The sequence below is a fragment of the Desulfurivibrio modestus genome (genome assembly GCF_044068625.1).
Lineage (GTDB): Bacteria > Desulfobacterota > Desulfobulbia > Desulfobulbales > Desulfurivibrionaceae > Desulfurivibrio.
Window position 1 is genome coordinate 232,740 of record NZ_JBIPKH010000001.1, and the last position, 26,734, is coordinate 259,473.

Consider the following 26,734-nt stretch of genomic DNA (forward strand, 5'->3'; position numbering starts at 1 on the left):
AAACAGCCGCAAGCGGCTTGGTTGAACATCTTGGCCCCGGCGGGGCTTCACAGCAGTTTGGCCATCTGTTTGGCAAAATAGGTCAGAATGATATCGGCCCCGGCCCGGCGGATGGAGAGCAGACTTTCGGCCATCACCCGCTCTTCGTCGAGCCAGCCCTGGGCGGCGGCGGCCTTGAACATGGCGTATTCGCCGCTGACCTGATAGGCGGCGATGGGATGATCAAACTCGTCCCGCAGCATCCGGATAATATCGAGATAGGCCATGGCCGGTTTAACCATCAGGATATCGGCCCCCTCTTCCACATCCAGGGTGGCTTCGCGCAGGGCCTCACGGGCGTTGGCCGGATCCATCTGGTAGCCCCGGCGGTCACCCTCCTGGGGCGCGCAGTCGGCGGCGTCACGGAAGGGACCGTAAAAGGCGGAGGCGTACTTGACCGCGTAGGACATGATCGCCACCTGATCAAAATTATTTTCATCCAGGGTGGCCCGAATCTCCCCCACCCGGCCATCCATCATGTCGGAAGGGGCCACCATGTCGGCCCCGGCCTGGGCGTGGGAGAGGGCGGTGCGGGCCAGCACCTCTAGAGTGGCGTCGTTGTCCACCTCTTGCTGGTGAATAATCCCGCAATGGCCGTGGCTGGTGTATTCACAGAGACAGACATCGGTGATCACCGTAACCTCGGGAACCTTGTTCTTGATCTCCTTGATCGCCCGTTGGATGATACCGTCGGGAGCATGGGCGCCGGAGCCCACCCGATCCTTCTTCTCCGGCAAGCCGAAGAGAATCAGGCTGTTGACCCCCAACTGGCGGCACTCCTTGGCCTCGGCCGCCAACTGATCCACCGAAAGGCGGAACACCCCGGGCATGGAGGAGATCTCCTCCCGCTTCTTCTTGCCGGGCATCACAAAGAGGGGATAGACCAGCGATGAGGCGGAGAGGGTGGTTTCCCGTACCAGGGCGCGCAGGTTTTCATTACGGCGCAGGCGACGGGGGCGATATTCGGGATGCATCATGGCGGGTTCTCCTAATCCAGTTTGAAAGTTTGGCTGACCACCCGATTGATAAACTGGTCGGGGGCATCGATACCGGCGGCGGTAACCACCAGTTGGGGGGCATCCTGGCGCTGGCCCAGCAGGCGCAGGCCATATTCCATGGCCCCCAGGATCTGATCGCAAACCTCGCCCACCGTGGCCTGATCCCGGGGCTGGCGGGCCAGAATGCGATCCACCGCTTCATCGCTGAAACTTAAATCCACCCCAAAATTATGGGCGATGCGATCGGCCCGCTGGTTGATCAACCCCACCAGCTCGACAAAACGCTCACAAACCTCGGCCGGGTCCAGATCGTCATCCTGGGCCTCCCGGGCCATCATCTCCAGGCGGGCGGGGGTGGGCAAGACATCGTGGCTCTCCAGATACTCACCCAACCGGCTCGCGATAAAGGCGCTCAGACTTTGCAGCTCCTTAGCGGCCAGGTCGGCGCAACGTTTGACCTGGCGCTGGCGGTGGCGACTGTCCTTAAGCAGCTTGACCAGGGTTCCAGCCGGATCAGCCACCAGTCCGCCATCCACCACCAGATGACGGATATCGGTGGAGGGCAGTTTCCGCTCAAAATGGAGCAGGACCCGCTCTACCACACTGACCAGGGCCCGGGCCCCGGTGCGCTCCCGGGCGGCCAACCGGGCCAACCGGCGCAGGGCCTCCTCTTCAAACCGCAACTCGATGCCGTAGGCCCGGAAATCCTGTTTTTTGCTGACCACCACCGAACTGTTGGGGTTGCTGAGAATCTGGTAGAGATCATCCTCGCTCAATTCATCCAGCACCGCCAGCACCGGCAAACGACCGATAAACTCGCTCTCAAAACCGTAATCCACCAGATCCTCGGCCTTGACCTTCTTGAGGAAAAGGCCGGACTTGCCGCCGTCGGCGGCGGCCACCGTGCTTTCAAAGCCGATGGAGCGTTGCTGCAGGCGACGGCGAATGATCTCCTCCAAGCCGTTGAAGGCTCCGCTCATGATAAAGAGAATGTGGCGGGTATTGACGGTCTGGCGGCGGCGCTTGCCGGTGAGCCGGTAATGCTCCACCGCCTCAATCATCGAGACCGGATCGTGGGGCACCTTCATCTCCACCTCGGTCTCCTCCATGGGCTTGAGCAGGGCCCGCTGCACCCCGCTGCGGGAGACATCCAGACCCCGGCGCAGCTCGCCGCCGGCGATCTTATCCACCTCATCAAGATAAACGATCCCGAAGCGGGCCCGTTCCAGATCGTTGTCGGCCTCCCGGACCAGGTCACGGATCAGATCCTCGACATCGCCGCCTACATAACCGGTTTCACTGAACTTGGTGGCATCCCCCTTCACAAAGGGCACCCCGATATGACGGGCGATCAGCTTGATCAGAAAGGTCTTGCCCACCCCGGTGGGACCGATCAGCAACACGTTATTCTTGATGCGACCGACATTGCGGCCATCGTCGCGGGCCGCTCCCGGCCGATTGAGACTGCGGCTGATCCGGTTGAAGTGGGTGCAGATCTTGGTGGCCAGAACCGCCTTGGCCTCCGACTGGCCCACCACGTACTGATCGAGGTAGGCGATCAACTCCTCGGGGGTCAGATCGAAACGAAACCGCTCCCGCTCCGCCGTTGCCGCCCCCGCCTCCTCCCCCTCTTCGGGATCGACCACGGGAAAATGGCCGGCGGAAACAATCCGGACTTTGCGACCATACTTGTTGCTCAAATATTCACTGATCTCCCGTTCCAGCTCTTTCTGACTGGGAAACGCGCCCTTTTCCTTGTCACTCATCACCGATTCCTTTCATTTCTTCCGACTCCAGCGACTTCAGTTTCTTGTGGAGATGACTCCTTTCCAGGCCAATCTGTTCCGCGGTCCGGGAAATATTACCACTATTATCATCCAGGCACATCCGCAGATACTCCCGTTCAAACATCTGCTTGGCATCTTTGTAGCTGAGTCCCCGAAATTCACCCAGGCCGCCCCGGCCGGCAACCTCACCCGCCGTTGCCGCCCCCAGCAACTGGCGGACAAAACCCGCCTCAATCCGTCCCTCGGGCCCCATGATCAGGGCCCGTTCGATAAAATTGCGCAACTCACGGATATTCCCCGGCCACCGGTACTCCATCATCACCGCCAAGGCCTCCGGCTCGATCTTTTTGCCGCCCAAACCCTTGCGGGCGAACTCCTGGAGGAAATCGGCCACCAAGGCCGGAATATCCTCCCGCCGCTCCCGGAGTGGGGGCACGAAAACCGGTACCACATTGAGCCGGTAAAAGAGATCGGCCCGGAAGTTGCCCCGCTCGATCTCCTCCTCCAGATTCTTGTTGGTGGCCGCCAGCACCCGGACATTGACCCGGATGGTCTTGCTCCCGCCCACCCGCTCGAACTTCTGCTCCTGGAGGATACGCAGGATTTTGGCCTGGGTCTTCAGGCTCATATCACCGATCTCGTCGAGAAAGAGCAGGCCGCCGTCGGCCAGGTCGAATTTACCCCGCTTGGCAGAGGCCGCCCCGGTGAAGGAACCCTTTTCATGGCCGAACAGCTCCGATTCGATCAGCTCCTCGGGGATGGCGGCACAGTTGAGTTCGACCATCGGCTTATTGGCCACCGGCGAAAGGCGGTGGATGGTCTGGGCCACCAGCTCTTTGCCGGTGCCGTGCTCCCCACGGATCAGCACCCAGGCGTTGGTGGGGGCCACCAGTTCCAGTTGGCGGCGCAGGTTGCGGATGAGGGCGGATTCTCCAGTCAGCACGTGCCGTTTGGCCTGCTCCCGCAGAATTATATTCTCCTCCTCCAGCCGGGAAAGGCGCAGGGTGTTGTTGATCGCCAGGATAACCTTGTCGTAGGAGAGCGGTTTTTCGATGAAATCGTAGGCGCCCAGCTTGGTGGCCTGAACCGCGGTTTCGATGGTCCCGTGCCCGGAGATCATGATCACCGGCAGGCGGGGATAAAGTTCCCGGATCCGGGCCAGAATCTCCAGCCCGTCGGGCCCCGGCATCCAGATGTCGAGCAGGACCAGATCCACCGCTTCGGCCTCCAGCAACCGTAGTCCGGCCTCGCCATCTTCAGCCGTCAGGGGGAGAAAATTCTCATCGGCCAGGATCCCGGCCAGGGCCTCGCGGATCCCCGCTTCATCATCCACCACCAGTATCCGTTGCTGTTCCTTTTTCATCACCGCTTCCTACTATCCCCGGCCAGCGCCGTCAAGTCCGTAACCACTGGACAGCATCGGCAATTTATGGTTGATCATTGCTTTGCTTCCGCCGCCTAATATGTTTCATTGCTGGAGAATGGTCAAAAAACAACCGCCGCACCATATAACATCGCAAGGAAAAGCGCATGGGAAACCCGTTGAAGGATCAGTTGCTCAAGGCCGGGCTGGCGAGCAAGAAACAGGCCAGAAAGGTGGAACATGAAAAGCGGCTCCGGCGCAAACAGTCGCCGGAGAGCCCCCCGGCTCAGCCCGGCAACAGTGTCCAGGCGGAACGGGCTGCCCAGGAGCAGCGCAACCGGGAGCTGAACCGGCAGCGGGCGGAGGAGCAGCGGCTCCGGGAGCGGCAAGCCCAGATCAAACAACTGATCGAAAACAACCGCCTGGACCGGGATGAGCGCGGCGAGCCCTACCACTTTCCCGAACAGAACCGGATCAAGCGGATCTTTGTCTCTGAAGAGATGACCGAACAGCTCAGCCGGGGCCAACTGGCCATCGTCAAGCTGGGCAATGCCTACGAGGTGGTGCCGGCCAGGGTGGCCGACCAGATCGCCCAACGCGATCCGGAGGTGATTCTGGCCTGGCACCGCAAGAAGGGCGGCGAATCATAACTGTCCTGAGATAGTATTCACCTGACAGTCCGCCTTAAAAAAAAGAAGAGGTGGTCATGCTTCCCCTGGCTGAGGTAAGGGCGGAGTTGCGAAGCTTCATCATTAACCTCAATACAGGCGAGAATCATGACCACCCGAAACAAGGTAAGTTTGCCACAAATAACGAGGCATTGTAAGCATTATAAGGAAAGGGATCGGCAAACGTTTCGGCAAACGTTCAGGAGGCCTGAAATACGGGCTTGGGTCAAATTCAAGGCGGATATCCGGTAAAGGAGTCTTCCTCTCCCCAATGTTTTCATGTCCTAACAAGCCGCTCTCAAACCAGTCTTTTTTCTTTTTGGGCATTTTCGCTATTTTCTCCTGCTCCTTTATGTCATTCTCCGTTAATCTAAAACCTTCCAGAAACTTAAGATGTTTTTCTAAATTTGGCTGGTCTTGTTCTCCCAGCTTCAGAAAGCATCCTTCCCTATAGTTCGTTGCACCCTCCAACCACCCGTCTTTCCAAGAGAAAACACTCATTGTTTTCTTAACTCTAAGTCGCTGGGGCGACCTGACTTCAAAATGCATCCAGTCTGCAGCACCGTATCTTCCGCCACCGCCACCTTTCTTCATGCCCCTCCAGCCGCCTCCCCAAACAAAATAATCATTCAATTCGGAAAAATATTTTTTTTGAATTTCCCTAGCTTTCAAAGCAAAAAGGGCATATATATTAGCAGTTTGTGGTGTTTGATATGAAGCAATTGGTTTTCCTGCTTCATCAAATATTTGAACATCTACAGCAAGACCTTCACCGTGAGCCCCCTTTTTCCCTCTGTGAGCAGAAAACAGTCTGACTCTAAGGGGAAACTCCCTGGCCGTTAACTCAATAATTCGCAATAGCTTTGCTCCTTTGGTTAATTCTCCCCCTGCTGTTATTCCCATTTTTTTTAAACTAACAGGTTGACCAAACCGGTTTTGCATCTGAAATTGGTCTCTTTGTTCCTCTTCAGCACGCTGCAATATATTTGACCATGTCGAAGCGAAGGCGGGAGTACCTCTGGCCATACCGGCAAGAAAAAGTGGTACACCATGGGCTGCGCTCATCAGCCCCGGAGGTTGTTGGTTCCACTCTGAAGCAGGGTGACCTCTTGACGTTTTTCCCATTTTCCTTGCTTTAAAAGCATTTTTCATCATCTGCCCCTTTGATCAACCCGTAACTCGACCGGGAACTGGCGGCCCAGCTTGCGGTATTCACTGAGCAGCCCTTCCACCACGTCCTCCATGGTGATCTCCCGGTCCGCCTCCCGGGCGGTCACCGCCGCGCTCAGTACCGCGTTGCGGATATCACCACCGGCCAAGTCGCAACCCACTGCCAGTTGATTGATCTGACTGGGGGTCAGCCGGTGTCCACTGCCCAGATGGCTCTGCCAGAGCAGCCGCCGCTCCTGGGGAGAAGGCAGCGGAAAATCGATGATCTTATCCAGCCGCCGGGTAAAGGCGGTATCGAATCGTTCACGGCTGTTGCTGGTCAACAGGACGATGCCCCGGTAAAACTCGATTCGCTGCAGCAGATAGTTGGTCTGGGAGTTGGCGAAACGGTCGTTGGAGTCCTTGATATCGGTCCGTTTGCCGAACAGGGAATCGGCCTCGTCGAACAGCAGTACGATCTCGCTGTGTTCGGCCCGGGCCAGCAGAGTGGCCAGGTTTTTCTCGGTTTCACCGATATATTTGCTGACCACCGAGGCCAGATCGACCCGGTAGAGCGGCAAACCGAGCCGGGTGGCCAACCAGCCGGCGGCCAGGGTCTTGCCGGTGCCCGACGGCCCCACCAACAGGCAACGCACCCCCTGCTGATGGCGAGCCTTGATGGTAACCCCCAGCGACTGGTCCAGGTCTTCGCGGCAGCGGCAACGGGCCAGCAACTGCTGCATCTCCCGCGCCACCGAGCGGGAGAGCACCAGGGCCTCATCGGGCACGGCGGCGGGCAGGGGTTGAGCCAGACTGTCCAGCGACCCGGCCTCCGCCTCCCAGGCCGCCCGGCGCAGATCGGGCAGTTCCGGGCTTGAACGCCCCATTAAACCGGCCTCGCGCTCGGCCAGCTGAGCCAGTTCGGCAATGCGGCCGCTGGAATGGATATGCTCACGGGCCAACCTTTCGGCCAGCTCCGGTTGCCCCAGGTAATCGTTCCACAACCGTTGCCGCTCTTCCCGGCCGGGGGGCAAAACCTGCCACTGGCTGATCGAGCCCCGCTCGCTGCGCACCTGCCCATCGGGCCCGGCCAGCACCAGGCGGGGGCCGTGATAGGCAAACAGTTCCGGCACCACCATCTGTTCACCAACCTGTACCCCGAATTCAAAAACCGGCAGGCGGCGGCCAAGCAGGCACACCGCCCCCAACCCCTTAAGCTCGGAAGCGGCGGCCGAGATCAACAGGGGGGTCAGGCCCAACCTGGTCGCCACCTCGGCGGCCAGGGTCCGGGCCTCCCGACGCGAGGCGGAACGGATCACCAGCACCGAATGATCACCGCGCCCCAACGCCCGGGCCTGGCATTGGGCCATCTCCAGGGCCGAGGGGGGCAAGCGCAGTTCCACGGCCGAGGACCAGGCTTCGGTTCCCGGCCAGACCAGGGGTCGGCCCCGCAGCACCAGAACCAGCCCTTGGGGCACCTTGACCATCTGTTCCGGCAGGGGAGCCTGCTCGTTGAGCAACTGCAGCACTCCCGCAGCCACCGCCGGCCCGGCCAGCAGATCGCCGACCAGCCAGCGGGACGGACCGGGGGCCAGCGGGGCCAAGGCCAACTCCAGCAAGCCCAGTGAAGGCCGAGCCCCTCCCACCGGGGCCTGGAGATGGGCCAGGGTGCGCCCCACCATGGGTTCCTCTTCCACCAGCAGAGCCAAAACCAGGGCGAGCACTTCCGCAGGGCCCAAGGCGAGCAGCCGGGCCAGTTCCACCACCGGCTCCTCGCCGGACGCCGGCCTGATCAGCGCCCGCTCCAGCGCGGCGGGCAGATCCCCCACCTCCTCCAGCCGCCGATAGTGGTTATAAAGATAGCCCTGCTCGGCCCCGACGGGTTCCGCCCGTGGGTCGGCAAAAAGCAAACCACCGACACAGGCCAGGGCCAGGTCCCGCAAGGTCGGCCCGGGCCCGCTCACCTCACCCCGTTGCCGACCTGGGGCCTTGAAAGTCTCCGGATTAAACATGAAAGACTCCTTTTCAGTCATAGTGAAACTGCACCACTTTGCCCAGCCAGCTTACCCAGCCCGGATCACTATCCAGGGCAACCCGGCGCAGCCGCAGATCGACCTGATCCAGCTGATAAAACAGATCCCAGTGGGTGGCGGTCAGCGTTACCCGGCCCGGCCTGGCCACCAGGGAACGCAGCGACAGACCGCAATGGCGGCGCAACCAGCATCCGGAGATCAGTTGGAAGGCGGCCAGCAAATCGGCCAGGGTCACCGGATCGCCCGAGCGGATCTGGAAGCTGGAGGGCAACGGCCGATCACCGGTTCGAAGTCGCGACCGCCAGAGGTCCGGAGCCACGAACCCCTCGATGACAGGGGAAGCGTCAGGAGCAAGGTCGGTCAGCAGCTCCCAGGTTGGGTCCTCCTCGGCCAATCGGCAGCGCATCGCCACGGTCAACAGTAACCGGCGGGGAAAATCCAGCTCCCGAAGCCGGGGGTTGGCGGCCAGCAATGGGGCCATCCCCAAACGTTCCCAGAGGGCGATGAGCAGGCCAAACCCGGCTTGTGGGGAGAAGAAGGGTTCCAGTTCCTCTCCATGGGTCCCCGCTTCAACCCGGGGACCAGTCACCGACCCCTTACCTCCCGGCCCCTCTTCCCCGCCTCTCCTGTGATCCCTCTCTGCCCCCCCGGCTTCGGTGAGATGGGCGGGGCCGGGCACGGCAACTCCGGCAGCCGCCGCCAAAGTGGATCCAGCCCCCGGCGCCACTCCCTCCATTTGCCCAACCGCCTCCGACAAAGAGGATTCGCTGTCCCGCCGGGCAGGTGCCCCCCCCGCCCCCATCTCCCCGGCGGCGACCTTGCCGCTCCGGCCCCTGGCGGGGAGCGCACCGGGAAGCTCGCCCCAATCCACCCGCCACTGGGCCAGGTTAATCCGCGCCAACAGATTACGCTCTTCCAGACAGGCCGGAAGCTGCTTGCTCAAGGCAAGAGCGGCCATCCAGATGCTCCTGGGATCACGCTCACCCCAGCGGCGCATTGCCCGCTCCAAGGCCCGGCGCCAGGAGGGTCCCAGGCTGGGGGCGGGGATTGAAGGCGCCGGGCCGGCGAGCTGAAGGCTGTCTTGGTCACCCCTGGCGGCGACGCTTGGTTTCGGGGACGCAAACGGCCTGAACCCTTGCGCGATGACCACCTGCCCGACCATCTCCCGGCTGAGCAGGGCAAAAAGAGAATCCAGCCGCCGTGGCTCAAGACAGTGGTGGACCAGCCAGGCCGGAGCCAAACCCCGCAAAGGGGTTCGACAGGACTCCAACAGCAGGCGGGTAATCGTGGAGGAAGTGGAGGAATCGGCCACTCCAGGCCGCAGCCAGGGGAAGAGGGTTAGCCAGTACCATTGCCGCGGTGGACGGCCGTCCAGCAGACCGGTCAGCAACACACGATAGGGTTGCAGGGGATCACTGAACCAGACCAGATCGGCACTCTCCCCCCCGCCCCCATCGACGCAGAGCGCCCCACCGGCCAGATTCCTGACCAGTTCGCTGATCCGGTCACTCAGCTGCCCCGGCGACTGCCGGAGCGAAATCGCGCCCAAACTGAGGCGGCGGATCAACACCTGGGCGTTGGGGGGTAAGCCGGGCAGCGAGGCGATCCTGAAGGCCTCCTCCAGCCGCGCCTGCGCCTGGCGCAACCGGGCCGGGTCGGAACCGCGTAAGCGTAATTTACAAATTCGCCGTTCATCGTGGGCCATGGATCCCTGTCCAGGGAGCAAAGCATCTGCCCAAAGCTAATGGGCAGGGGCCATAACATTCCCCTTGTCTTGCAGTTTAACGGGAAAAGGTCATTCCCAGCCGTTCACCGATGCTCACCCTGGTACCGGCGGCCAGCTCGACACTGGCCCCCACCGTGGTCTGCACCTCCACCGCCACCTGGCCGCCGGCGATATCCACCACCTTGCCCCGCACCAGAGTGGCGCCGGCCTCCCCCAGGGAGATCGCCATGCCCACCCGCACCCGGCTGAGATCGGCCACCACCGTGAAGCGGCTGCCGGGCCGCACCGTCACCGGAGCCGGCAGATGTCCGGCGATCAGCATATTGACCGGGGCCTGGCTGGCCACCAGCAGCGCCACCCGCAGCAGGTCGTTGACCAGCTCCTGGGCCTCCCGGCGGCCGGGATCAAAACGGCCGAACAGCCAGTCCACCAGCTGCTGCAGCTCGTAACGCTCCCGGTATCCGAGTTCGCCGAAGCGGGGCAGCGCGAAGAGGTTGCGGAGATTGACCGGGGCATCGTACTGGCTGAGGCGGGTCGCCCACTCCAGGCGGATGGCGGTGGCCACATCAGAGAAACGGTGATAGAGGCAGGTGGCCACCCGGGCGATCATCGCCAGCTCCTCGGCCGCCCGCCGACTGGCGGCCAGCCGACCGTGGCTGCCGTCGATCAGGTCGCCCAGCGACACCACCTCCCCCACCCGCTGCAGCGACTCCTGCCAGCCCAGCCGCTGCAGGGCCGCCAAATCCAAAGCCGCGGTCTGGTTCCGCACCAGTTGCAACTGCTGCTGGGACTTGACCAGTACCTGACCCAACCCCTGGAGCAGGGCATCGGGGGTCTGGAAGTTGGTTTTCATGAAGGGATGGACGGCAACCCGGGAGGCGGCCCGCTTCTTGGCGCCGGCCAGGGTGATGTGCAGATCGGCCAGCCGGCTGAGCTGGGGCAACACCAGGCCGGCGGCGGTAAACCATTTGACCGGGGCCTCCCGCACCACCTCCAGCATGGCGGCCAGCGCCTCGGGGGTCTCCACCTCCTCAAGATCGCACAAGGGCAGCGGCTGGTCGGAGAGATCGGGATTGAGATAGTGGAGCGGCACGTCTAGCCGGGGGTCGACGGCACGGGGCCGCCGGAAGAGCAGAAACGGCACCTGGGTGGCCAGCACCTGGTCGCGCCGGCTGTTCAGCGCCTCCAGCCGGGCCAGCTCCTCGGCCTTAAGCGCTTTGGCCACCACCACATCATGGCGGGCCTCGGCCAGCTGATCGCCGATCACCTTGAGTCGCCGGTCGCTCTGTATCAGCAGCCCCCGGATCTGGGCCAGCACCTCCCGGCAGCGGCCCTGGGCCCGGCGATAAGCGTGAATCCGCCCCTCGATCAACCGCAACAAACCGGCGGTGCTCTCCAGCACCTTGATCCCGGCATTGAAGTAAGCGGCCTCATCGTCCCCCTGGACCGGATCGAACTGGCCGGCCATGATACCGGGCAGAATCGAAGCGTCGGCTCGCAGCTGGGCAAAGGTGAGGGACTGGCCATCACTGTCCACCCCCGGCACAGTCAGGTCGTCGAGATTGAGGTCGGTGGCCAGCAGTTCGCCCAGCAGCTCCCCCTTCACCGCCAGCCCGGCCAGATAGGAGACATTGGCGCTGGGCTCCTCCAGCCGTTCGCCGACGGTGACGTTCTTGAAACTCTGCATCATGCCGATCACCGGGCTCTGCTCCATCACCTCCTGGGGATTGGCGGCGGCAGCAAACAGCGCCGCCGAGCTGACGGCCTGGGAGCTCACGGCATATTTGGCCTGGGCATCCCGGCCCGCCGCCAGGTAGAGATTGCTGCCGCCCAAGGTGTAAATGGGCTGCAGGATACCGGCGCTGCCGCCGGAGACCGCCGAATAACCACCGCTAAGTTCACCGGAGAGAAAGGCGGTGCCCACCCCGGCAGCCGAACCGGTGGTGCCGGCTGTCGGGGTCACCTCCCGGCTGACGGTGCCGCCGCTTCCACCGTCGCCCTCGGGACTGATTTTTGGGGTCTGCTTGAGACGCTGATAAAAATCGCTCAGCTCGTTCTTGGTGGCCACCGCCGATGCCCCCTTGGCGATCTCGGCCAGCACCGGCGAGGTGGCCAGCTTGGTCCCCGCCTCGTTGCCCAGCATCATCTGCCGCACCCGGTACATATCGGTGCGCAGGCGCAGGAAACCGAAATCGACCCGATCATCGCTCCCCTCGATCTTGCGCTGGAGAAACTCGATATACGCCTCGATGCCGATCTCATCCAGCTGGGCCACCTCCTTAGCAGCCAGTGGAGTTTTTTCATCAAGATAGCGCCGAAGCTCCGCCAGCGCCTCCACCTCGTACTGCTGCTGGCCAAAGGGGGGGGCCACCTTGTCGTAAACCATTTCGACGGTGCCGAACCGATCCTCGGTGTCGAGCAGGGCAACACTGATCTGGAACCGCTCCGCCCGCAGATGGAAGTTGTGGGCCTGGATCGCCAGCAGGTTTTCCCCCTCGCGCAACCGGCCCACCAGTTCGCCCAACGGATAAAGCCGCTCCACCAGTTCCTGCTCCCCGGCAGCCGGGGCGTTGAACAGTGGCCGGGAGACGTTGGCGGAAGAGAGCTGACGGCCGTTGAGGTAGGCATAAAAGCCGCCATTGGTGATGACCCGCAAGCTGTAGCGACGGGCCTCGGCCAGCCCGGCCAGGTTGAAGCGATGGCGGATGAAGATCGTCAGATAGCCCCCCGGCATATCGGCAAGCTCGGTGGCCAGGCCGGCCGAACCGTAACCGATGGCGGTCGCGCCCTGCTGCCACTTGCTGTCATCGAAACCGTTCTGCAGCCAGGAAGGCGGCGGGGCCAGCACCCCCTTGAGGTAGCGGCAGCGGTCTCCCTCCTGGACCAGGGCCTGCTCGAAGGGGATCGCCTGCTCCAGGGAGTCCACCGCCTGGGGATCATCCAGGGGATAGAGCAGGGGTTGGCCCTTGATCGCCCGCTGGAGAGCCGAGGCGATGTTGCGCACCACCAGGCGCCGCCCCAACCATTGGTCGCGCACGGTGACCAGCCGGGCGACACTCTGTTCGAACTCGGGGTCGAGGGTCTCCACCACCAGCAGTTGGGGATCGTAAAACGGTTGCGGCACCGGCACCAGCACCTCCACCCGGTCGGGGGTGTTGAGGTCGTAGGGCAGCAGGCCAGCGCTTTCGGTGATGGCCAGATCGAGCTGCTCATAGGGCACCGCCAGGGCCCGCACCGCGTAGCCGGCCGGGAAAAAGTGCTGTACCTGCCGCCGGGGGTCCACCATCGAGCGGACCAGGACCCCCGCCGGCGGCAGGTGGCGGAACTGCTCGGTCGCCTGGCGCTGGGCCGGGTCGAGGCCGCGATTGGCCAGCAGCCAGTCGGCCAACTGTTCGTTGAACTGCTCGAATTGGGCCTGCCAAAGGAAGCGGTCGCCGGCGGGGCTGACCGGCACCGCCCCACCCCGCAGCTCACCCCCCCGACGCACCACCGCATTGCGATCGATGAATTCAAAATTCCGGCTGCTGTCCAGGCCGATCAGGGCGATGGGCACCCCCAGCGCCAGCCAGGGCAGAAATTCACCTTCACCGAGCCGGCGCTCCCAATCAAAGAGGGCATAAGCCACCCGGTTGCGGCGCCAGTTGCCCGGTCCCAGCCGGGAGTTCCAGGCGTAAAGCACCAGCCGGCAGCCATCCAGCCACTGCCAGTTTTCAAAGGCCTCGTCGCTGACGTCATAATCGCAGGGGTCGGTGGACGGTTCCTGACCGTAATGCTCCACCGCCACCGGCTGCAGCACCAGCACCATATCCAGGGGCAACGGCCGCTCGGCGGCCCGCAGCTCCGCCAGGGTGTCCCCCAGCCGCCAGGCCCCTTCCGCCTCCTCCCCCCCCAGCACTGCGGCCGGGGCGTAAACCCGGATATCGTCCAGCCGCACCCGCTGATTGCGGTTGAGATGAACGATCTCGCCGCTGGCCGCCAGACCCATGCCGGCGGCGATTTCAAGCACCGCCCCGGCATGCTCTTTCGCCGCGGCCACCTCCAGCCCGGTCACCACTCCCGGCATCAGCGACTGGCCCAGGGTGGCCAACCGCCCGTCCCGATGCCGCTGCTCCAGCCGCAAAGCGTCATGGGTCAGGGCCCGGCCGGTGAAATACTCCAGCCGCTGGCGCCAGTCGGCCTGCGGATGGCGTGCCAGGGGAGGCTGGATGGCCAGCACTTGCTCGCCATCGATTGGGGCTGCGATCGGAAAGATCTTCATAAGCGCCTCATCTGCCAATGATGGTAACCCGGCCCACGACGGGCGAAAGCACCGGGGCGGAACGCGGCGGCATGACCACCGGCGTCGTTTTCAGTCCGGGATCGGCAGCCGCCGTTTTTTCCTCAATTATCTTGGTAACCTTGGTCACCGCCGCCGGATCGTTGGCGGTGCCGGCCTCGGTCAGTTCCGCCACCAGGGCCTTGAGTTCGCTCTCCGGCAGGTTGCGACTGAGCCGATCCACCTCCGGCAGCAGCCCGGACTTGACCAGATTGTCCATCACCCGGGTGTTGCCGCCGAAGGTGGGATCCTGCTCCTCCAGCCGGACCAGCCCCTCACCAAAGCCGGGCTCGCTGAACCGTTCCGTCACCTTCAACACGGCCAGACTGTCCACGCTCTCCGCTTTCTCCAGGTCGGCCACCACCGCCCGGACCGCGGCATCGGGACCCTTGAGCAGTACCGGCGCGGCCAGCAGCGAGATCAGCTCGGCCGAGCCGGCGGCGGTGGCCCCGGCCAGCAGGGCGTTGAACCGGGTCTTGAGCTGGAGATCGGCGATCCGTTGGGCCACCTCGGCCTCCACCTGGCGCTCCGGGGCCCGCAGCTCCACCGACCAGGAGGTGACTTCGGCCTGGTAATGCAGATTGCGGCGGCGCAGGTACCAGAGCTGTTCGACCTGGCCCAGCTCGTTGCGCCAGACGGTGTCGGCGCTGACCTCGGCCGGCTGCACCGGTTGCAAATCCCGCCGGTGCAGCAACTGGCTCAAGGCGAGGATGGGCCGGCGGCGAGCGATCATCCCCGGCAGGGCCGGCGGCAGCTCCCGGCTCAGGGTGGGCAGGCTCTGGCTCAGGGCCCGGAAGCGGTGGCGGGGTACCGGCATCAATACCAGCACCGAGGTGGACTCCTGGGCGGTGCCGTCCAATTCCAGATCCAGCGGCGGCAGCAGCAGGGCATCCTCCAGCAGGGCCGGCAGCTCATCCTCCGGAACGATGGAAAGTTCCACCGCCATCTCGGCTGGGAAAAAGTTCTGGGAGAAATCGCTGCCGTTGATGCCGCTCACCGGCAGCGGCCCGGCCGGCGGCAGTACCCGGAAATGGTCGGCGGCGTTGATCCGGGCCCCAACCCCCAGTTGCTGCTGCAGCTCGCTCAACTGCCCGCTGTACTGGCGCAGATGGGCGGCCCGCAACGGGCGCGGCGCCACCCCCAGTCCCCAGACCAACCGTTCCCGCTGGGCGATCTCCCGCCGGACCATGAACGTGTCCAGCCAGCGGATCAGGCCATGGTCGAGGGCCAGCATGGCCAGCGGCAGCACGTCATCGGGCTGGCCCTTGACGCTGCCCTCAAAGAAGATCTCCCGGGCTACCTGGTTGCGACGCTGCAAAAGCTCGCTGGCCGCCGCCTGGTCGGGATAGGGGATCAGGGTCACGGCGGTGGCCTCGATCAGCGATCCGTCATGGACGGATCGCGCCGCGTCGATCCTGGTGGGGTAGGCGGCAATGGGGTTGCCGGTGTATTCCACCGCTCGCAGGGCCACAATATAGAGCCCGCTGCGGTTGAAGGGAGAGGGCCCGGGCATCCGGGCCAGGCCGAAACCGGCGTCCAGCCGCCGCCCTTCCGCCACCGCCGCCAGATCCACGGTCAGCGTTTCCGGCAACACCACCTGGCCGCCGGAGGGGGTCAGGCCATGACCGGCCTCGATGATCACCGTCCGGGCCCGTTCGGCGTGGACCCGCACCCCCAGCCCGGTGATCACCCCGAACCCCGCCACCCGGCCGTAATCGCTCTGACGGGCCAGAAAGTAGTCCTGCTCGGCGTTCATCGCCTGGGCATCGAGGAAGCGACCATCGAACCACAGCGGCCGGCGGCGCCGGTCATCGGTGATGATGGTGCCCTGCCCCTGCCATCTGCGCAACTCGGCCAGATCGATCTTCTCGCGGGCCGGACCGGTGGTGATTTTATCCATTTTTCTCTCCCTTACGTTGTTCTTGGGGCTTAAGCCACGATAACCCTCACCGCCCTCAGCGATCGGCCGTCACCCCGATCCCCAGCCAGCGGGCCAGGGCGTTGGCGGTCACCACGAAGGGCCGCCAGTCGTTGCGCACCGGCACGGTTTCCGTCAGTCGCCGGAGTGGTCGCTGGCCGATGGGTCCCTGATCGGCGGGCAGCAGCAGCCGGGCCAGAAACACCGAGCTGGCATCCTGGCCCGGCAGGTGTTCGGCCAGCGGCGCCAATTCCGCCAGCAAGCTGTGGGCCGTGCCCTCGCGCCAGGCGTTGTAGATCGCGTCGCGCAGGCTGGCAGGGCTCTCGGCGAAGTCGGGCCACTGGGGCTGGGGCAGCCCGGGGTTGCTCTCCTGCCGCAGCAGCAACTCCACCGCGAAACCGTCCCGCAGCCGGGCGGCGGTGACCGAATCGAAGCTGTCGAAGGCCGTGCCGGCAAAGGCCGGCGTCTTGCCGCGCCCACAAACCTCAAAGCGGACGAAGAGATCGGCGGCCACCCCGGCGGGAGCGCCGCTCCAGAGACTGTCGGCATCGTGCCAGGCCTGACGCAGCAGTTGCGGCGACTGGGCCCGGTACCACTGGTCCAGATCAAGACAGCGCGGCCGGTTCACCTCCAGCAGCCGTCCCAGCCGGTCGATGGCCAGACCGGGCTGGACCACCAGCCGCTCGGGCCGGGCCGGATCATCACCCGCCGCCGGCTGTGCCGGCTGATGCTCCACCGCCAGGCCCGCCAGGGTGCCGTAACCCATGGCATAGGCCAGCGCCCGGGCCAGCCGGCCGCGATGATAGTCCTGTTCGGCCTGAAAATCCTCCGCCCCCAGCAGAACCCCGGTGGCGTAATGGACCCGGTCCGGCCCCTCCAGGAGGGGCAGTGTATCCTTGCTGGCCATAATTATTTGCTCCTTCACCGGTTCACCGGGTTGAGGGGATTATTGATGATCACCCGCCCGTCAACGGGCAGCACCGGTCTGACCGGCCTGACCGGCGTGACCGGGGTTACCGGCACCACCTGCCGGCGCACAACCTCCACCTTGAGCTGGGCGGCCCGGCTCCGGTTGCCGGAGTCGTCCGCCACCGTCAACTGAAAGGTGTAAACCCCGGGGGGCAGGGTCCCCGCCACCTTGAGCAGCGGCTCGCCGGTCTTGAATGTTCGCTCGCGGGTAAAATCGGCCATGCCCGCTACTCGACCAGCGACCAGGTGTAGCTGACGATCTTGCCGCCCCCGAGATCCACCGACTTGCGGCCGTCGAGGATGAAGCCCTGGCCGAAGGAGATCCGGTTGTTCTCCAGCGGCCGGCCGTTCTCGTCGGTGACCATCAGCACCGCGGTGGGGGCCTGGGTATCCACCACGATCACCATCACCTTGGCCGGAGTGCTGACATTGCCCGAATCATCGGCCACCTGCAGCTGGAAGGTGTGCCGGCCGATGGGCAGCTTATCATTGGGCATCTGGATGGTCAGGGTCGCCTCGGCGGTTTTGACCGGGTTGGTGCGGATCTCTTCCAGGGTTTTGGTGGTCATGACGTTTCTCCTTTATCTTTGAAGGTCCAGTGGTAAGCGGTCAGGCGGCGGCCCGGCGCCGCCTCGGAAGCGCTGCCGTCCAGGGTAAACTCCTCGCCGTAGCCGGCGGTGACATCTTCGGCCCGGGCGACCGGGGGGGCCGCCGGCACCACCGGACCGCCGCCCATTCCCTCCAGACGGGGATCGAGGGCGGCCGGGCCCATCACGTAGTCACCCCGGCCGATGAAACTGCGATCCACCCGGGTCGGCTGCGGTTGCGGCCGGGAGGAGAGATAGGTGTCGACCCCGACCAGGGCGGTGATCCCGGCCAGCAGCGGAGCACTGGTGGGCAGCAGCCGCCAGGCGACATGGGCCGGCACCTCGCGCTCGGCCATCCGCTGGATCATTCCCATATCCTGGGGCTCGACGTTCTGATGGACCAGGATGGTGATCCGGAAGGCCAGACGATCGAAAAAGGCGTCGATGGCCGCCTGCTCGCCGCCGCTCAGCGACAGGTCCGCGGCATACAGGGCCAGAAACTCCCGCCGCTGCTCATCCCCCAGCAACAGGGTGTCGCCGATAAAGGAGTTGCCGGTCTCAATCCCGCCCAAGGTCAGCGGATCCCCCTGGTCGTCGAGATCGGCCCCCAGGATGGTGGCGAAGGTGCGCCGCAAACGGTAATCCTCCAGCACCACGATCTCGCCGCCGCTGACCCCGCCGCCGGTGGCCAGTTCCAGGGCCAGATTCAGACCACGCAGAGTGCCGTGCCAGCGGTAAAGGTCAAAGGCGTTGGCCAGGAAGGCCCGGCGCTGCTCGGTGGACCAGCCGGCCTCCAGCTGAAAACCGATCCAGCCGGCCAGCCAGTCCAGGGCCTCCTCCGGAGCGGTTTGCGGCCGGGTGACCAGATCGGCGGCCGCCACCCGGTCCTCGATGGCGGTGAACATCCCCTCGCAATTGGCCAGGAACCGTTCGAGAAAATCGGCGGCGGTGGCCGCCCCCGGCTCATCGGCCTCGGGGGGAAAGACCTTTTCCCAGTAAAGTCGGGGCAGATAATGCTCGACATAGGAAAATCGACCGCCGTAAGCCCGCAACGCAAACAGTTCGGGGGTGGCGTTGCCGGGCCCGCTCAACTCGACCCGGACCTGGAGATAGCGGCCGCGCAGGGCCCGCACCCGCCGGCCGGGCCGCTGGATCAGCACCGAAAAGAGGCCGCTTTCCCCCGGCCGCCGCGCACAGCGCAACAGGCCGGGATGGTGGGGCAACTCCGAGGCAGCCGGTTCCCAGTGGCCCACCGGGGTCTCACCGCGGCCGCCCTGCCGGTGGCGGGCCCCGAAACGGTGTTCGCACCAGGCCTCGGCCGCCAGCTCCGGCGCCGCCGTCGGCTCGTTGGTCGCCGCCAGCCAGATCCGGACCCCGCAGCCGGAGGGAATGGCGGCCTCGAGGAAGAGCCGGTGCCAGACCGTGTCCACCTCGCCGCTGTCCAGCGGCGCCCACCGCCGATCATGGCAGGCCTGGCCCGTCCGGGTGAAGAGCGGGTAAGAGAGCCGATAAAGGCCGTGACTGCCGGAAGCGGCGGGATAGTGGGGTGGATCATCAAGGCCGTGGCAGAAGGGGCCCAGGTCATAATCCCGCTTGAGCGGATAGAGATCGCCGCAGGGGTAGCGGCTGCCGCCGGCCGGCTCGAAGGGGTAAACCCGCGCCTCGCTTTTCGGCTCCGGCAGCGGCTCGTCGCCTGCACCGCAGACCAGCACCCCAAGCCGACCGGATTCGACCCAGCACAGACTGTAGGGGAAACGGCTGCCCAGCAGAATCAGGGGCGCCCCCAGGGCCCCCTCCGCGGTAACGGTGCGAACCACCGCCTCCCCGTCGCTCTGCCAGCTCAGCAGGGCCAGCCGCCCCTTCTGATCGCAGGCCAGAGCCACCGGGGTTTCCGCCGCCGGCCAGCTCACCGCCGAGAGTAGTTCCAGCCGGGGAGGATCGGCGTTTTCCCGGCAGGGCCGAATGGTTTCCGGAGTGTAGGGTTTGAGCGCCCGGCTGGAAAGGGGATAACCCCGCAACCGAGCCAGTTGCCGCCCTTCACGGTCCAGCACCCAGACCCCACCGTCGGGGGCCGGGCTCAGCCGCCAGGCGGTGAAGCCGGCCAGGCTGATCACCGCGTCGGCCCAGCGCTGCCGCCGGTCGTGGAGGATCACCGTTCCAGCCACCGCCAGATAGAGCACCCCGTCGCGGCCCAGGGCCAGATCGGTCAAGTGGGCGGCACCTGCCAACTGATAGATGGTCACCGGGGTATCGCTGACCCCCACCGCCACCACCGCGGCAAGTTCCGGGTCATACCAGGCCCGGTTGCCGTGCAGATCACGGGCCTGGGGCACAGTGGCCAGCCGATCCATTGCCTGCTCGCGATCCTCGGTCAGCCGCAACTCGCGCCGCTGCCGGGCCAGCCGCAGACTGCGCCGGGAGCCGTCGTACTCCAGGGCCGGCGGCTCCTCGGCCAACAGCCAGTGGGCCTGCTCGGCCAGCAACCAGAATTTGAGCCCGTTGGCATCCATCAGCAGATCTCCGGCACCACCGGCAGGGCCACGGCGCCGCCGCTCCCCTGCTCGCCATCGGCTCCTTCACCGCCTCCCGCCCCGGCCGATCCGGCCGCCGGCCCCTGCACCGCCTCCGGCACCACCCCGTCGCTGCGCACCGCCACCGCCAGCAGTTCCGGCAGTTGCCACTCCCGCAGGGTGAGATCCACCGGCTGACAATGGCCGGTCCGGGGCAGCAGCTGCCAGTGCCGTTCCCGCCGGGTAAACAGATTGACCCCCCGCACCCGGTCCACCCCACCAACCTGAGCAATCACCACCGCCAGTTCCTGGTCGTTGACCGTCATCCCCAACGGCCAGCCCTCCCCCCGGGGACCATGGGGGGCGAGGGGCCAAAGATGGCGGTACAGGGCCCGGCGCACCTCGTGTTCCACCTGTTCGCGGCCGAACCCGGCCCGCACCGTGATCCCGACCCCGATCCCCAGCGGCAGATATTCGCAGCCGATCACATAGAGCTCGGTGGCCAACGGCCGTCGGGCCGAAAGATAGTCGTGGACCTTGCGGATCAGCGGCTGGTCGGGGCGGGGATTGGGGGCCTCCCGGCGCTCCTTGGCCGGCAGCACCATCACCGCCACCACCCCCGGCACATTGAAACGACGCTGGCGGGGCAGAAAGCGGGGCAGCACCTCGACCCGGCCCAGGGCGGTGCCCGGGGTTTCCAGGGCCAGGGTCCGGTAATCATCGCCGGTCACCGCTCGATTGCGGTGGCTTAAGCGGGCGGGAATCCGCCGCTGGGCCTCATCCAGGGTCTCGGAATCGGCCCCGCCGTCGGTGGCCACTCCCTGCACCACCTGCAGCTTGCGGCTGACCGGTCGACCGTCCGGGCCCCGGGCCTCGATCTCCTGGAGGGTGCCGGCAGGCAGATTGCCGGCCAAGCCGCCGCCGGCCCGCATCCGCGCCACCCGGATCCGCCGACCAGCTTCGGGGATCCGGCCCTGGATGCCGTTGCCGAAGCGGACGGTACCCGCCTCCGGATCCAGCAGATAAACGGCGTCATCCCGCCCGGCCAGGGCCAGATCGGCGATGGGTTGCCAGGTCACATAACCCCGGCCGCTCTCCTCCACCTCCAGCACAAAGCTGGCCACTTCCACCGAAGCCGTCGGCAGTTGCAGCAGTTGATCACCGCTGCCGTCGCTGTGGCCGATCACGATCCCCCGGCTGGTCCGGCGCTGATCGATCTCCACCGCGTTGATTCCCACCCAGCTCAGGGCCAGCGACTCCAGTTCCGCCGCCGGCCGCAGCCGCAGCCAGGCCACCAGCCGCGCCAGCCGCTCGGGATCATCGAGCCGCGGCGGCCGGTCACCGACCCCGGCGTTGGCGTCCTTGCGGGCGTCCCCTTCCAGAATCCCGAAATCGTTGACATCCCCCGGCAGAACCAGCCGCTCGACCCCACAACGGGTAAACTCGCCGGTGGAATCCTCCAGGCGGCGCAGGGGAGAATAGAGCGGTTGATCGTCAACCAGCTCGGCGGTGCTGATCCACCAGCTGTGCTCCAGATGGCCGGCCGGTCGCATTTCGTCAAAGGCGGCCGGCAGTTCCTGGGCCGGGGCGATGCCGACGTTGAGCAACCGGCCGCCGGCGCCATCGCCGGTCAGGGCCGCCCGCACGGCGGCCACATCCTCCGGTTGTTCGGCCAGTAAAGCAATCCAAAGACTGCGATCGGCGGTCTCTTTGACCAGATCCAGCCCGGCCCGGGAAGCCCGGCCATCATGGAAAATGCCGGTGGTGACATAAGCTTCGAAATCACCCTTGATCTTGTGGAACTGGCGCAGGCCGTCGATGAGATCGGCCAGCTCGGTCTGCTCGGCGGTGCTGAGGGCGCGCTTGTAGTAGCATTCCCCCCGCACCGGCAGCACCGTCACCTCGGCCAGGGTCTCGAAGGGCACCGGGCCGGGCAGTCTGGCCTCCGGGGCCAGCACCACCGGACTCACCGGCCGCTCTTCGTCCAGGGAGAGCGCGATCAGGCCATGGGCCGCCCGGGCCGGACGCAGGGGCATCCCCAGCAACTGGAGAAAGGCCAGCCGCTGCCGCTCCGGAATCAGGTTGGCCCGATAGAGAACGGTGTCGGCCAGCCAGGCGAACAGCTCCAGCAGGGTGCGGCCGGGATCACCCGCCGGCTGGGGCACCCACTCCGGGGTGTGGGCCGGCACCCGGGCCAGCAGTTCCTCGACCAGGTCTTCATACCTGCGGTCATCCAAACGGGGGGGCTGTATCGGCATGTCCCTACCCTTCCAGTTCCATGGTGATGCCCATCTGCTGCGGCCGGTTGGTCCGGCGCAGGCGATAGACGATTTCGATCCGGACCGCCTCGGGCCGCTGTTCCACCCCCCAGACATCGATCCGGTCGATGATCAGCCTCGGCTCCCAACGGCTGAGGGATTCGTCGATCAGATCCCTGATCCGGCGGCGGGTGGTGAGGGTGTTGGGCTCATGCAGCAGCCGCTCGAGCCCGCCGCCATAGCCGGGCCGCATCAGCCGCTCGCCGGGCCGGGTCTGGAGGATGATCCTGATCGACTGGCGCACGCTCTCCTCCAGGGTGGGGTAGCGCAGCCGCCCCTCCTGGTCGGGAACGCCCAGCAGCGGCCAGTTGACCGAAGTCGGCCGGGGGTTGGTGCTCATCTTATCTCTCCCATTCTTATCTCCTAACCCGAATTGTCTGAGTCACTGGAACCCTTGCCCTTCAGGCCGGGGATCGGCAGGCAGGTGAACAGGTAGGGAATCCAACGGAAAAACAGGTCGAAGAGGGCGACAATAATCATCATCAAAATCATGGCGCACAGGGTGACGATCGGGATCGACAACGAACAGATCATCCCGAAACCGCCCCCGCCGCGGTCCTTGCAGGGGCCGCTCTTGCCGGGGTTGGGCAGGCTTTTATGGAACGGCCAGGGCAGCACCGACAGCACCAGATCGGCCAGGGTCATCTTGCGAATCCGCTTGACCTGGCCGCAGAGCATATCCGAGAGCACGAACCCGGTGTTTTTCTGGAACTTACGCAAGCCCGCCGGCGAAATATCCAGCGGCATCGGAATCCGTACCGGCCGGGCCGGGGCGTCGGGATCGAAAAAGGGCGCCATCTGGAAAGGCCGGCTGGGGGCGCTGACCAGGGGCGGGAACAGGGGGCCACAGGCGGGCCGCTGGTAGACGCAGCGGATCACAAACCAGGCCTGACGCTGATCGCCGGCCGGCACGGTGTCCAGCAGCTGCTCGGGATCCGCCGCCGGCAGCAGCCGTTCCACCAGTTCGGCCAGCACCTCCACCGCCGCCAACTGCCGCTCCAGCCCACTGAGGCCGGTCAGCCGGTCGGCTGGCACCGCCGGCACCGGCGCCGCCAGCTCGGGGTCGGCCAGGGGAAAGAGGAAATCCGGCCAGTCGGGATCCAGCGGCAGCAGATTGTCCTCCTCCTCGTCGTCATAGCGGGTGAAGGTGGTTTCCACCCGCTCCAGACCCGACTCGGCCGCCAGGGCCGCCACCAAGGCCGCGGCCAAGTTCCATACCAGATGGCGGCTGCCGTAGCGGGTATCCTTGCCCAGGCGGCGGGTCCCGCCCGGCAACCCGCCACTCGCCGGCCGGAAGGGAAAACCGAAGGGAACCGTCACCACCGCCGTTGCCAGTGGCCGGGGCAGCGTGGTGTGCCGCAGAATGTTAACCAGCAGGGCCTCGCCGTCATCAAGCTCGGCGATATCGGCCGCCCCGGTGAGCACCCGCCAGACCGCGGGCAACTGGTCCCGCAGCAGCCGGGCGAAATCCAGCAGCAGATACCAGGAGGTGGTCTGGATCTCATCGCGGGCGGTGCGCAGCAGCCGCAGGTGGTCCTTGTCCTGGGCGTCGCGGTTGGAAGCAAAGTTGTTAAATTTCCGCTCGGCGGCCTCCTTTTTAAAGGCGGCCTGCTCCAGCAGGATCTGCCAGGGGGCCACCACCTCGGCCTGGAGCAGCAGGGCCGCCAGACCGGGCCCCCCACTGCCCTCCGGGGCCGGATCGGCCTCAATATCGCCCCCCACCTCGGCTCCAACCCACTGCTCCCGCCGGCTGACCGGGATGACGCCACTGAACAGCCGCCGGCGCTGCTGGCAACTGCCGCGAAAGCTGACCGGAAAAAGGGGCAACTGCTCCTCGCCGACCGCCAGGGTATCCACGGCGGCGGATTGATGGGGGCCAAGCCGCCGCCAGCTGTTGCCCTTGGGACCGGCGAAAAAGGCATACTCGTCCCAGTGCTCCAACGGCACCGCCTCACCAGCGGCCGGGGGCAGCAACCGGCGGAGCAGGAAACCGGCCTTCTCCGGCCGCCCCGGTTCGGCCACACAGTCGGGCAGACCCGGCTCCTCGCTGACCAGGGAGGCACTGACCAGATAATGGCGCTTGTGGGTGGCCTGATAGAGTTTCAACGGCGATGGCGGCTCGGCAGCGGCGGCGGCGGAAGCCGTACCGGCGGCCGACTTACCCGGGCAGCACGGTTTCAGGTTCAGGGTGGCGGCGGCGGTCGGCTTACGGGCGGCGGTGGCCTGGCGGGTCTTCTCAAAGAGGAAATCGACCCGGGAGGCAGGCCCGGCCGGGGCCGGCGTCGGTTTGGGGGTGGCCATCGGCCGGCGCCAGGTCTCAGGTCGGGCCAGCCACTCCCCCAACCGCTGCGGTTCACCGTGCAACACCGCCAGGTACTCCGGCATGAACTCGTCATGATCGAAGCGAAGGATGGCCGGCTGCCCGGCCCCGGCCGCTTCACTCAGCCGCAACCCGGCCGGCCCGGGCCGACTCCAGATCGGCAGCGGCCCCAGCCAGCGGCTCCTGGATCGCATCCCCCGACCGGGGGTATGGGTTGGCTGCGCTACCATATGTTACCGGCCCCCGGAGTGTAAGATGCGCTGATCACGCTGTTGGTGATCACCGTGTCAGCCTGCACCACCCCGTTGAAACGGCTCATGCCGGCATTGACCGTCACCATGGCGGCGCTGATCTCCACCTGGGTGGCCTGCACCGTGACATTCAGGGCGGTATTGACCGTCACCCCCTGCTGATCGTAGGTGACGGTGGTGCCGCCGATGCGAAACTCGATTTTACCGCCGCCGCTGTCGGTCAGCTCGCCGCTGACTCCACCCGGGGTGGTGAAACGGATGGTGGCGTCGGCCGGCTGCTCCTCGACGATGGCGATCCGGGTGCCGGCCTTGCCGGTGATGGTCCAGCGATCGACCCGTTGGCCGCTGCCGCCCAGTTGCTCCGGCACCGCGTCCCGGCCGTTCCAGAGAGAGCCAATGACAATGGGCTGGCGGGGATCACCGTTGACGAAACTGACCAGCACCTCATCCCCCACCTCGGGGATCATAAAAGCTCCCCGGGCGTTGCCGGCAAAGGGCACCGCCACCCGGGCCCAGAGGGGCGCCTCCTGGTCGTCAACCCCGTCAAAGGCCAGCAGCCGGAGCTGAACCCGGCCGATCCCCTCCGGGTCGTTGACCGCCACCACCCGGGCCAGATAGCTGCCGCCATGGAGCAGGGGCACCAGTTTTTCCAGCAGGGCGCGATCGCTCATACCGCCTCCCCCAGGGTCGCCGATTCCGCCTTGAAATCGGTGAAATAGCCCTCCCGCAGGTCGAAGCGATGCAGGGTTCTGACCACCTGGTAGGTGTTCTGGAAACGGCGGCTCACCCCGGTCAACCGCAGATGACTGCCCACCCGCAGGCCGGGATGACCTTCGGCGGTGCCCTCGGCGCAGACGAAGCGGCGGGCCCGGCGGTCAAAAACGGTATCGGCCAGGGCCTGGGCCTCCTGGTCGGTGAGTACCGCGACCTGGCCCACATGCTCCCGCCGCCGGCCCAGGGTTTGCGCCAGCAGGTCGCCGCCCCGCCGGCCCCGGCCGGGACCAAAGTTGAGCCCCCGGCTGCTGCCGCTCACCGACCGGCCCCGCAACGGATCCCAACCGCTGCTGGTCACCTCGGTCACCTGGTGGGCCAAGTCGGCGATGAAACGGACCCGGCGCAACTCGTGAAACAACGCCAATTCGATTACCTCCCGTTGTATTTCGCTCACCGGCGCCACCTCCAGCCGCTCCTCCACCACCTGGAGGTCGGCGTCGAAGCGGCGCAGCAGCCGGCGCAAAAAGGCCAGGTCGCTCTCATTGAACTGGACCCAGCTTTCCCGGTGCTCCGTAAGGCCACTGACCCGGGGCTGAAGATTGCACCGCCCGGCAATTTGGCCCACCAGGTCGACCAGCGACATCTCCCGGTAGATCGCGGTTCGGCGGCTCATCCGGGCCAACTGCAGCCGGTCCTCGGCCAGCACCACCAGCTCCGGCGGCCCATCGCCGGGAAAATCGGCCTCAAGCGCGGTGATCAGGCCGCGAAAGATCTCCCGGGGCGCGGCGGCATCGCCGGCGGCCACGCTGATCGCCGCCCCCAGGCTGATCTCCGCCTCATCCTCGAAGGCGTAGTCGGCCCCCCCATCGGGATCGCTGGCGATGTTGCTGAAGCGCAGCTCCAAAGAGGTCAGCCCCCCCTCCTCCTCCCGCATCTCCATGGCCTGGAGCAGTTCGCCAAGCCGCTCGGAAGAGCGGCCATCAATCCGCACCACCGGCCGAGGATTGTAGACCGCCGGCGCGGCTGGACCACTCATGGCGACCGCCTCGGTTTACCGAATAAAAACAAC

The 26,734-nt window shown here is 65.6% G+C and carries 18 protein-coding genes; 1 reads left to right on the plus strand and 17 read right to left on the minus strand.

Features of this window, described 5'->3' with window-relative positions; genetic code table 11:
- Positions 1-47: 47 nt before the first annotated feature.
- Genes hemB through ACHHRT_RS01100 form a run of 3 tightly spaced genes read right to left on the minus strand, consistent with a single transcriptional unit; the run spans position 48 to position 4,187 of the window.
- Positions 48-1,016 carry a porphobilinogen synthase gene (gene hemB, locus ACHHRT_RS01090; protein ID WP_395496815.1) on the minus strand — a complete coding sequence of 323 codons (969 nt, stop codon included), beginning with the start codon at positions 1,014-1,016 and terminating at the stop codon, positions 48-50.
- Between the two features lie 11 nt (positions 1,017-1,027).
- Complete coding sequence (locus tag ACHHRT_RS01095) at positions 1,028-2,803, minus strand: AAA family ATPase (RefSeq protein WP_395496816.1); 1,776 nt, start codon at positions 2,801-2,803, stop codon at positions 1,028-1,030.
- Positions 2,796-4,187, minus strand: coding sequence for a sigma-54-dependent transcriptional regulator (locus tag ACHHRT_RS01100; RefSeq protein ID WP_395496817.1), 1,392 nt, complete (start codon positions 4,185-4,187; stop codon positions 2,796-2,798). Before ACHHRT_RS01100 ends, ACHHRT_RS01095 begins: the two co-directional genes overlap by 8 nt.
- 167 nt (positions 4,188-4,354) lie before the next feature.
- On the opposite strand from ACHHRT_RS01100, the gene ACHHRT_RS01105 reads away from it, so the two are divergent.
- Positions 4,355-4,837 (plus strand): DUF2058 domain-containing protein, encoded by a 483-nt coding sequence (locus tag ACHHRT_RS01105; protein WP_395496818.1) that lies wholly within the window; start codon positions 4,355-4,357, stop codon positions 4,835-4,837.
- Between the two features lie 108 nt (positions 4,838-4,945).
- Here the strand turns inward: ACHHRT_RS01105 and ACHHRT_RS01110 are convergent, their stop codons facing one another.
- The 14 genes from ACHHRT_RS01110 to ACHHRT_RS01175 all read right to left on the minus strand — a co-directional run bounded on the left by ACHHRT_RS01110 (position 4,946) and on the right by ACHHRT_RS01175 (position 26,701).
- A complete protein-coding gene (locus ACHHRT_RS01110) occupies positions 4,946-6,007 on the minus strand; it encodes a hypothetical protein (protein WP_395496819.1) in 1,062 nt (353 codons plus the stop codon).
- A complete protein-coding gene (locus ACHHRT_RS01115; protein ID WP_395496821.1) occupies positions 6,007-8,016 on the minus strand; it encodes an ATP-binding protein in 2,010 nt (669 codons plus the stop codon). The genes ACHHRT_RS01110 and ACHHRT_RS01115 overlap by 1 nt, the downstream gene beginning before the upstream one ends.
- A 13-nt stretch (positions 8,017-8,029) precedes the next feature.
- Complete coding sequence (locus ACHHRT_RS01120; protein ID WP_395496823.1) at positions 8,030-9,742, minus strand: hypothetical protein; 1,713 nt, start codon at positions 9,740-9,742, stop codon at positions 8,030-8,032.
- Between the two features lie 76 nt (positions 9,743-9,818).
- The gene (locus ACHHRT_RS01125) at positions 9,819-14,021 is read right to left on the minus strand and encodes a hypothetical protein (protein WP_395496825.1); all 4,203 of its coding nucleotides are present in this window, start codon (positions 14,019-14,021) and stop codon (positions 9,819-9,821) included.
- Positions 14,022-14,028: 7 nt separating this feature from the next.
- The gene (locus ACHHRT_RS01130; protein ID WP_395496827.1) at positions 14,029-15,978 is read right to left on the minus strand and encodes a hypothetical protein; all 1,950 of its coding nucleotides are present in this window, start codon (positions 15,976-15,978) and stop codon (positions 14,029-14,031) included.
- A gap of 55 nt (positions 15,979-16,033) precedes the next feature.
- Positions 16,034-16,903 carry a hypothetical protein gene (locus ACHHRT_RS01135; protein ID WP_395496829.1) on the minus strand — a complete coding sequence of 290 codons (870 nt, stop codon included), beginning with the start codon at positions 16,901-16,903 and terminating at the stop codon, positions 16,034-16,036.
- A 14-nt stretch (positions 16,904-16,917) separates the two neighbouring features.
- On the minus strand, positions 16,918-17,187 hold the full coding sequence (locus ACHHRT_RS01140; RefSeq protein ID WP_395496831.1) for a hypothetical protein: 270 nt from the start codon (positions 17,185-17,187) through the stop codon (positions 16,918-16,920).
- Between the two features lie 5 nt (positions 17,188-17,192).
- The gene (locus ACHHRT_RS01145; RefSeq protein WP_395496833.1) at positions 17,193-17,534 is read right to left on the minus strand and encodes a hypothetical protein; all 342 of its coding nucleotides are present in this window, start codon (positions 17,532-17,534) and stop codon (positions 17,193-17,195) included.
- Entirely contained in the window at positions 17,531-20,062 is a 2,532-nt protein-coding gene (locus ACHHRT_RS01150) for a phage tail protein (protein WP_395496835.1), read from the minus strand. Before ACHHRT_RS01150 ends, ACHHRT_RS01145 begins: the two co-directional genes overlap by 4 nt.
- The gene (locus ACHHRT_RS01155) at positions 20,062-22,320 is read right to left on the minus strand and encodes a putative baseplate assembly protein (RefSeq protein ID WP_395496837.1); all 2,259 of its coding nucleotides are present in this window, start codon (positions 22,318-22,320) and stop codon (positions 20,062-20,064) included. Before ACHHRT_RS01155 ends, ACHHRT_RS01150 begins: the two co-directional genes overlap by 1 nt.
- Before the next feature lie 4 nt (positions 22,321-22,324).
- Positions 22,325-22,720, minus strand: coding sequence for a GPW/gp25 family protein (locus ACHHRT_RS01160; RefSeq protein WP_395496839.1), 396 nt, complete (start codon positions 22,718-22,720; stop codon positions 22,325-22,327).
- A gap of 23 nt (positions 22,721-22,743) precedes the next feature.
- Entirely contained in the window at positions 22,744-24,894 is a 2,151-nt protein-coding gene (locus ACHHRT_RS01165; protein WP_395496841.1) for a hypothetical protein, read from the minus strand.
- 29 nt (positions 24,895-24,923) lie between these two features.
- Positions 24,924-25,622: a phage baseplate assembly protein V gene (locus tag ACHHRT_RS01170; RefSeq protein WP_395496843.1), complete on the minus strand. Its 699-nt coding sequence runs from the start codon at positions 25,620-25,622 to the stop codon at positions 24,924-24,926.
- A complete protein-coding gene (locus ACHHRT_RS01175) occupies positions 25,619-26,701 on the minus strand; it encodes a phage late control D family protein (protein ID WP_395496844.1) in 1,083 nt (360 codons plus the stop codon). The genes ACHHRT_RS01170 and ACHHRT_RS01175 overlap by 4 nt, the downstream gene beginning before the upstream one ends.
- Between the last annotated feature and the right edge of the window lie 33 nt (positions 26,702-26,734).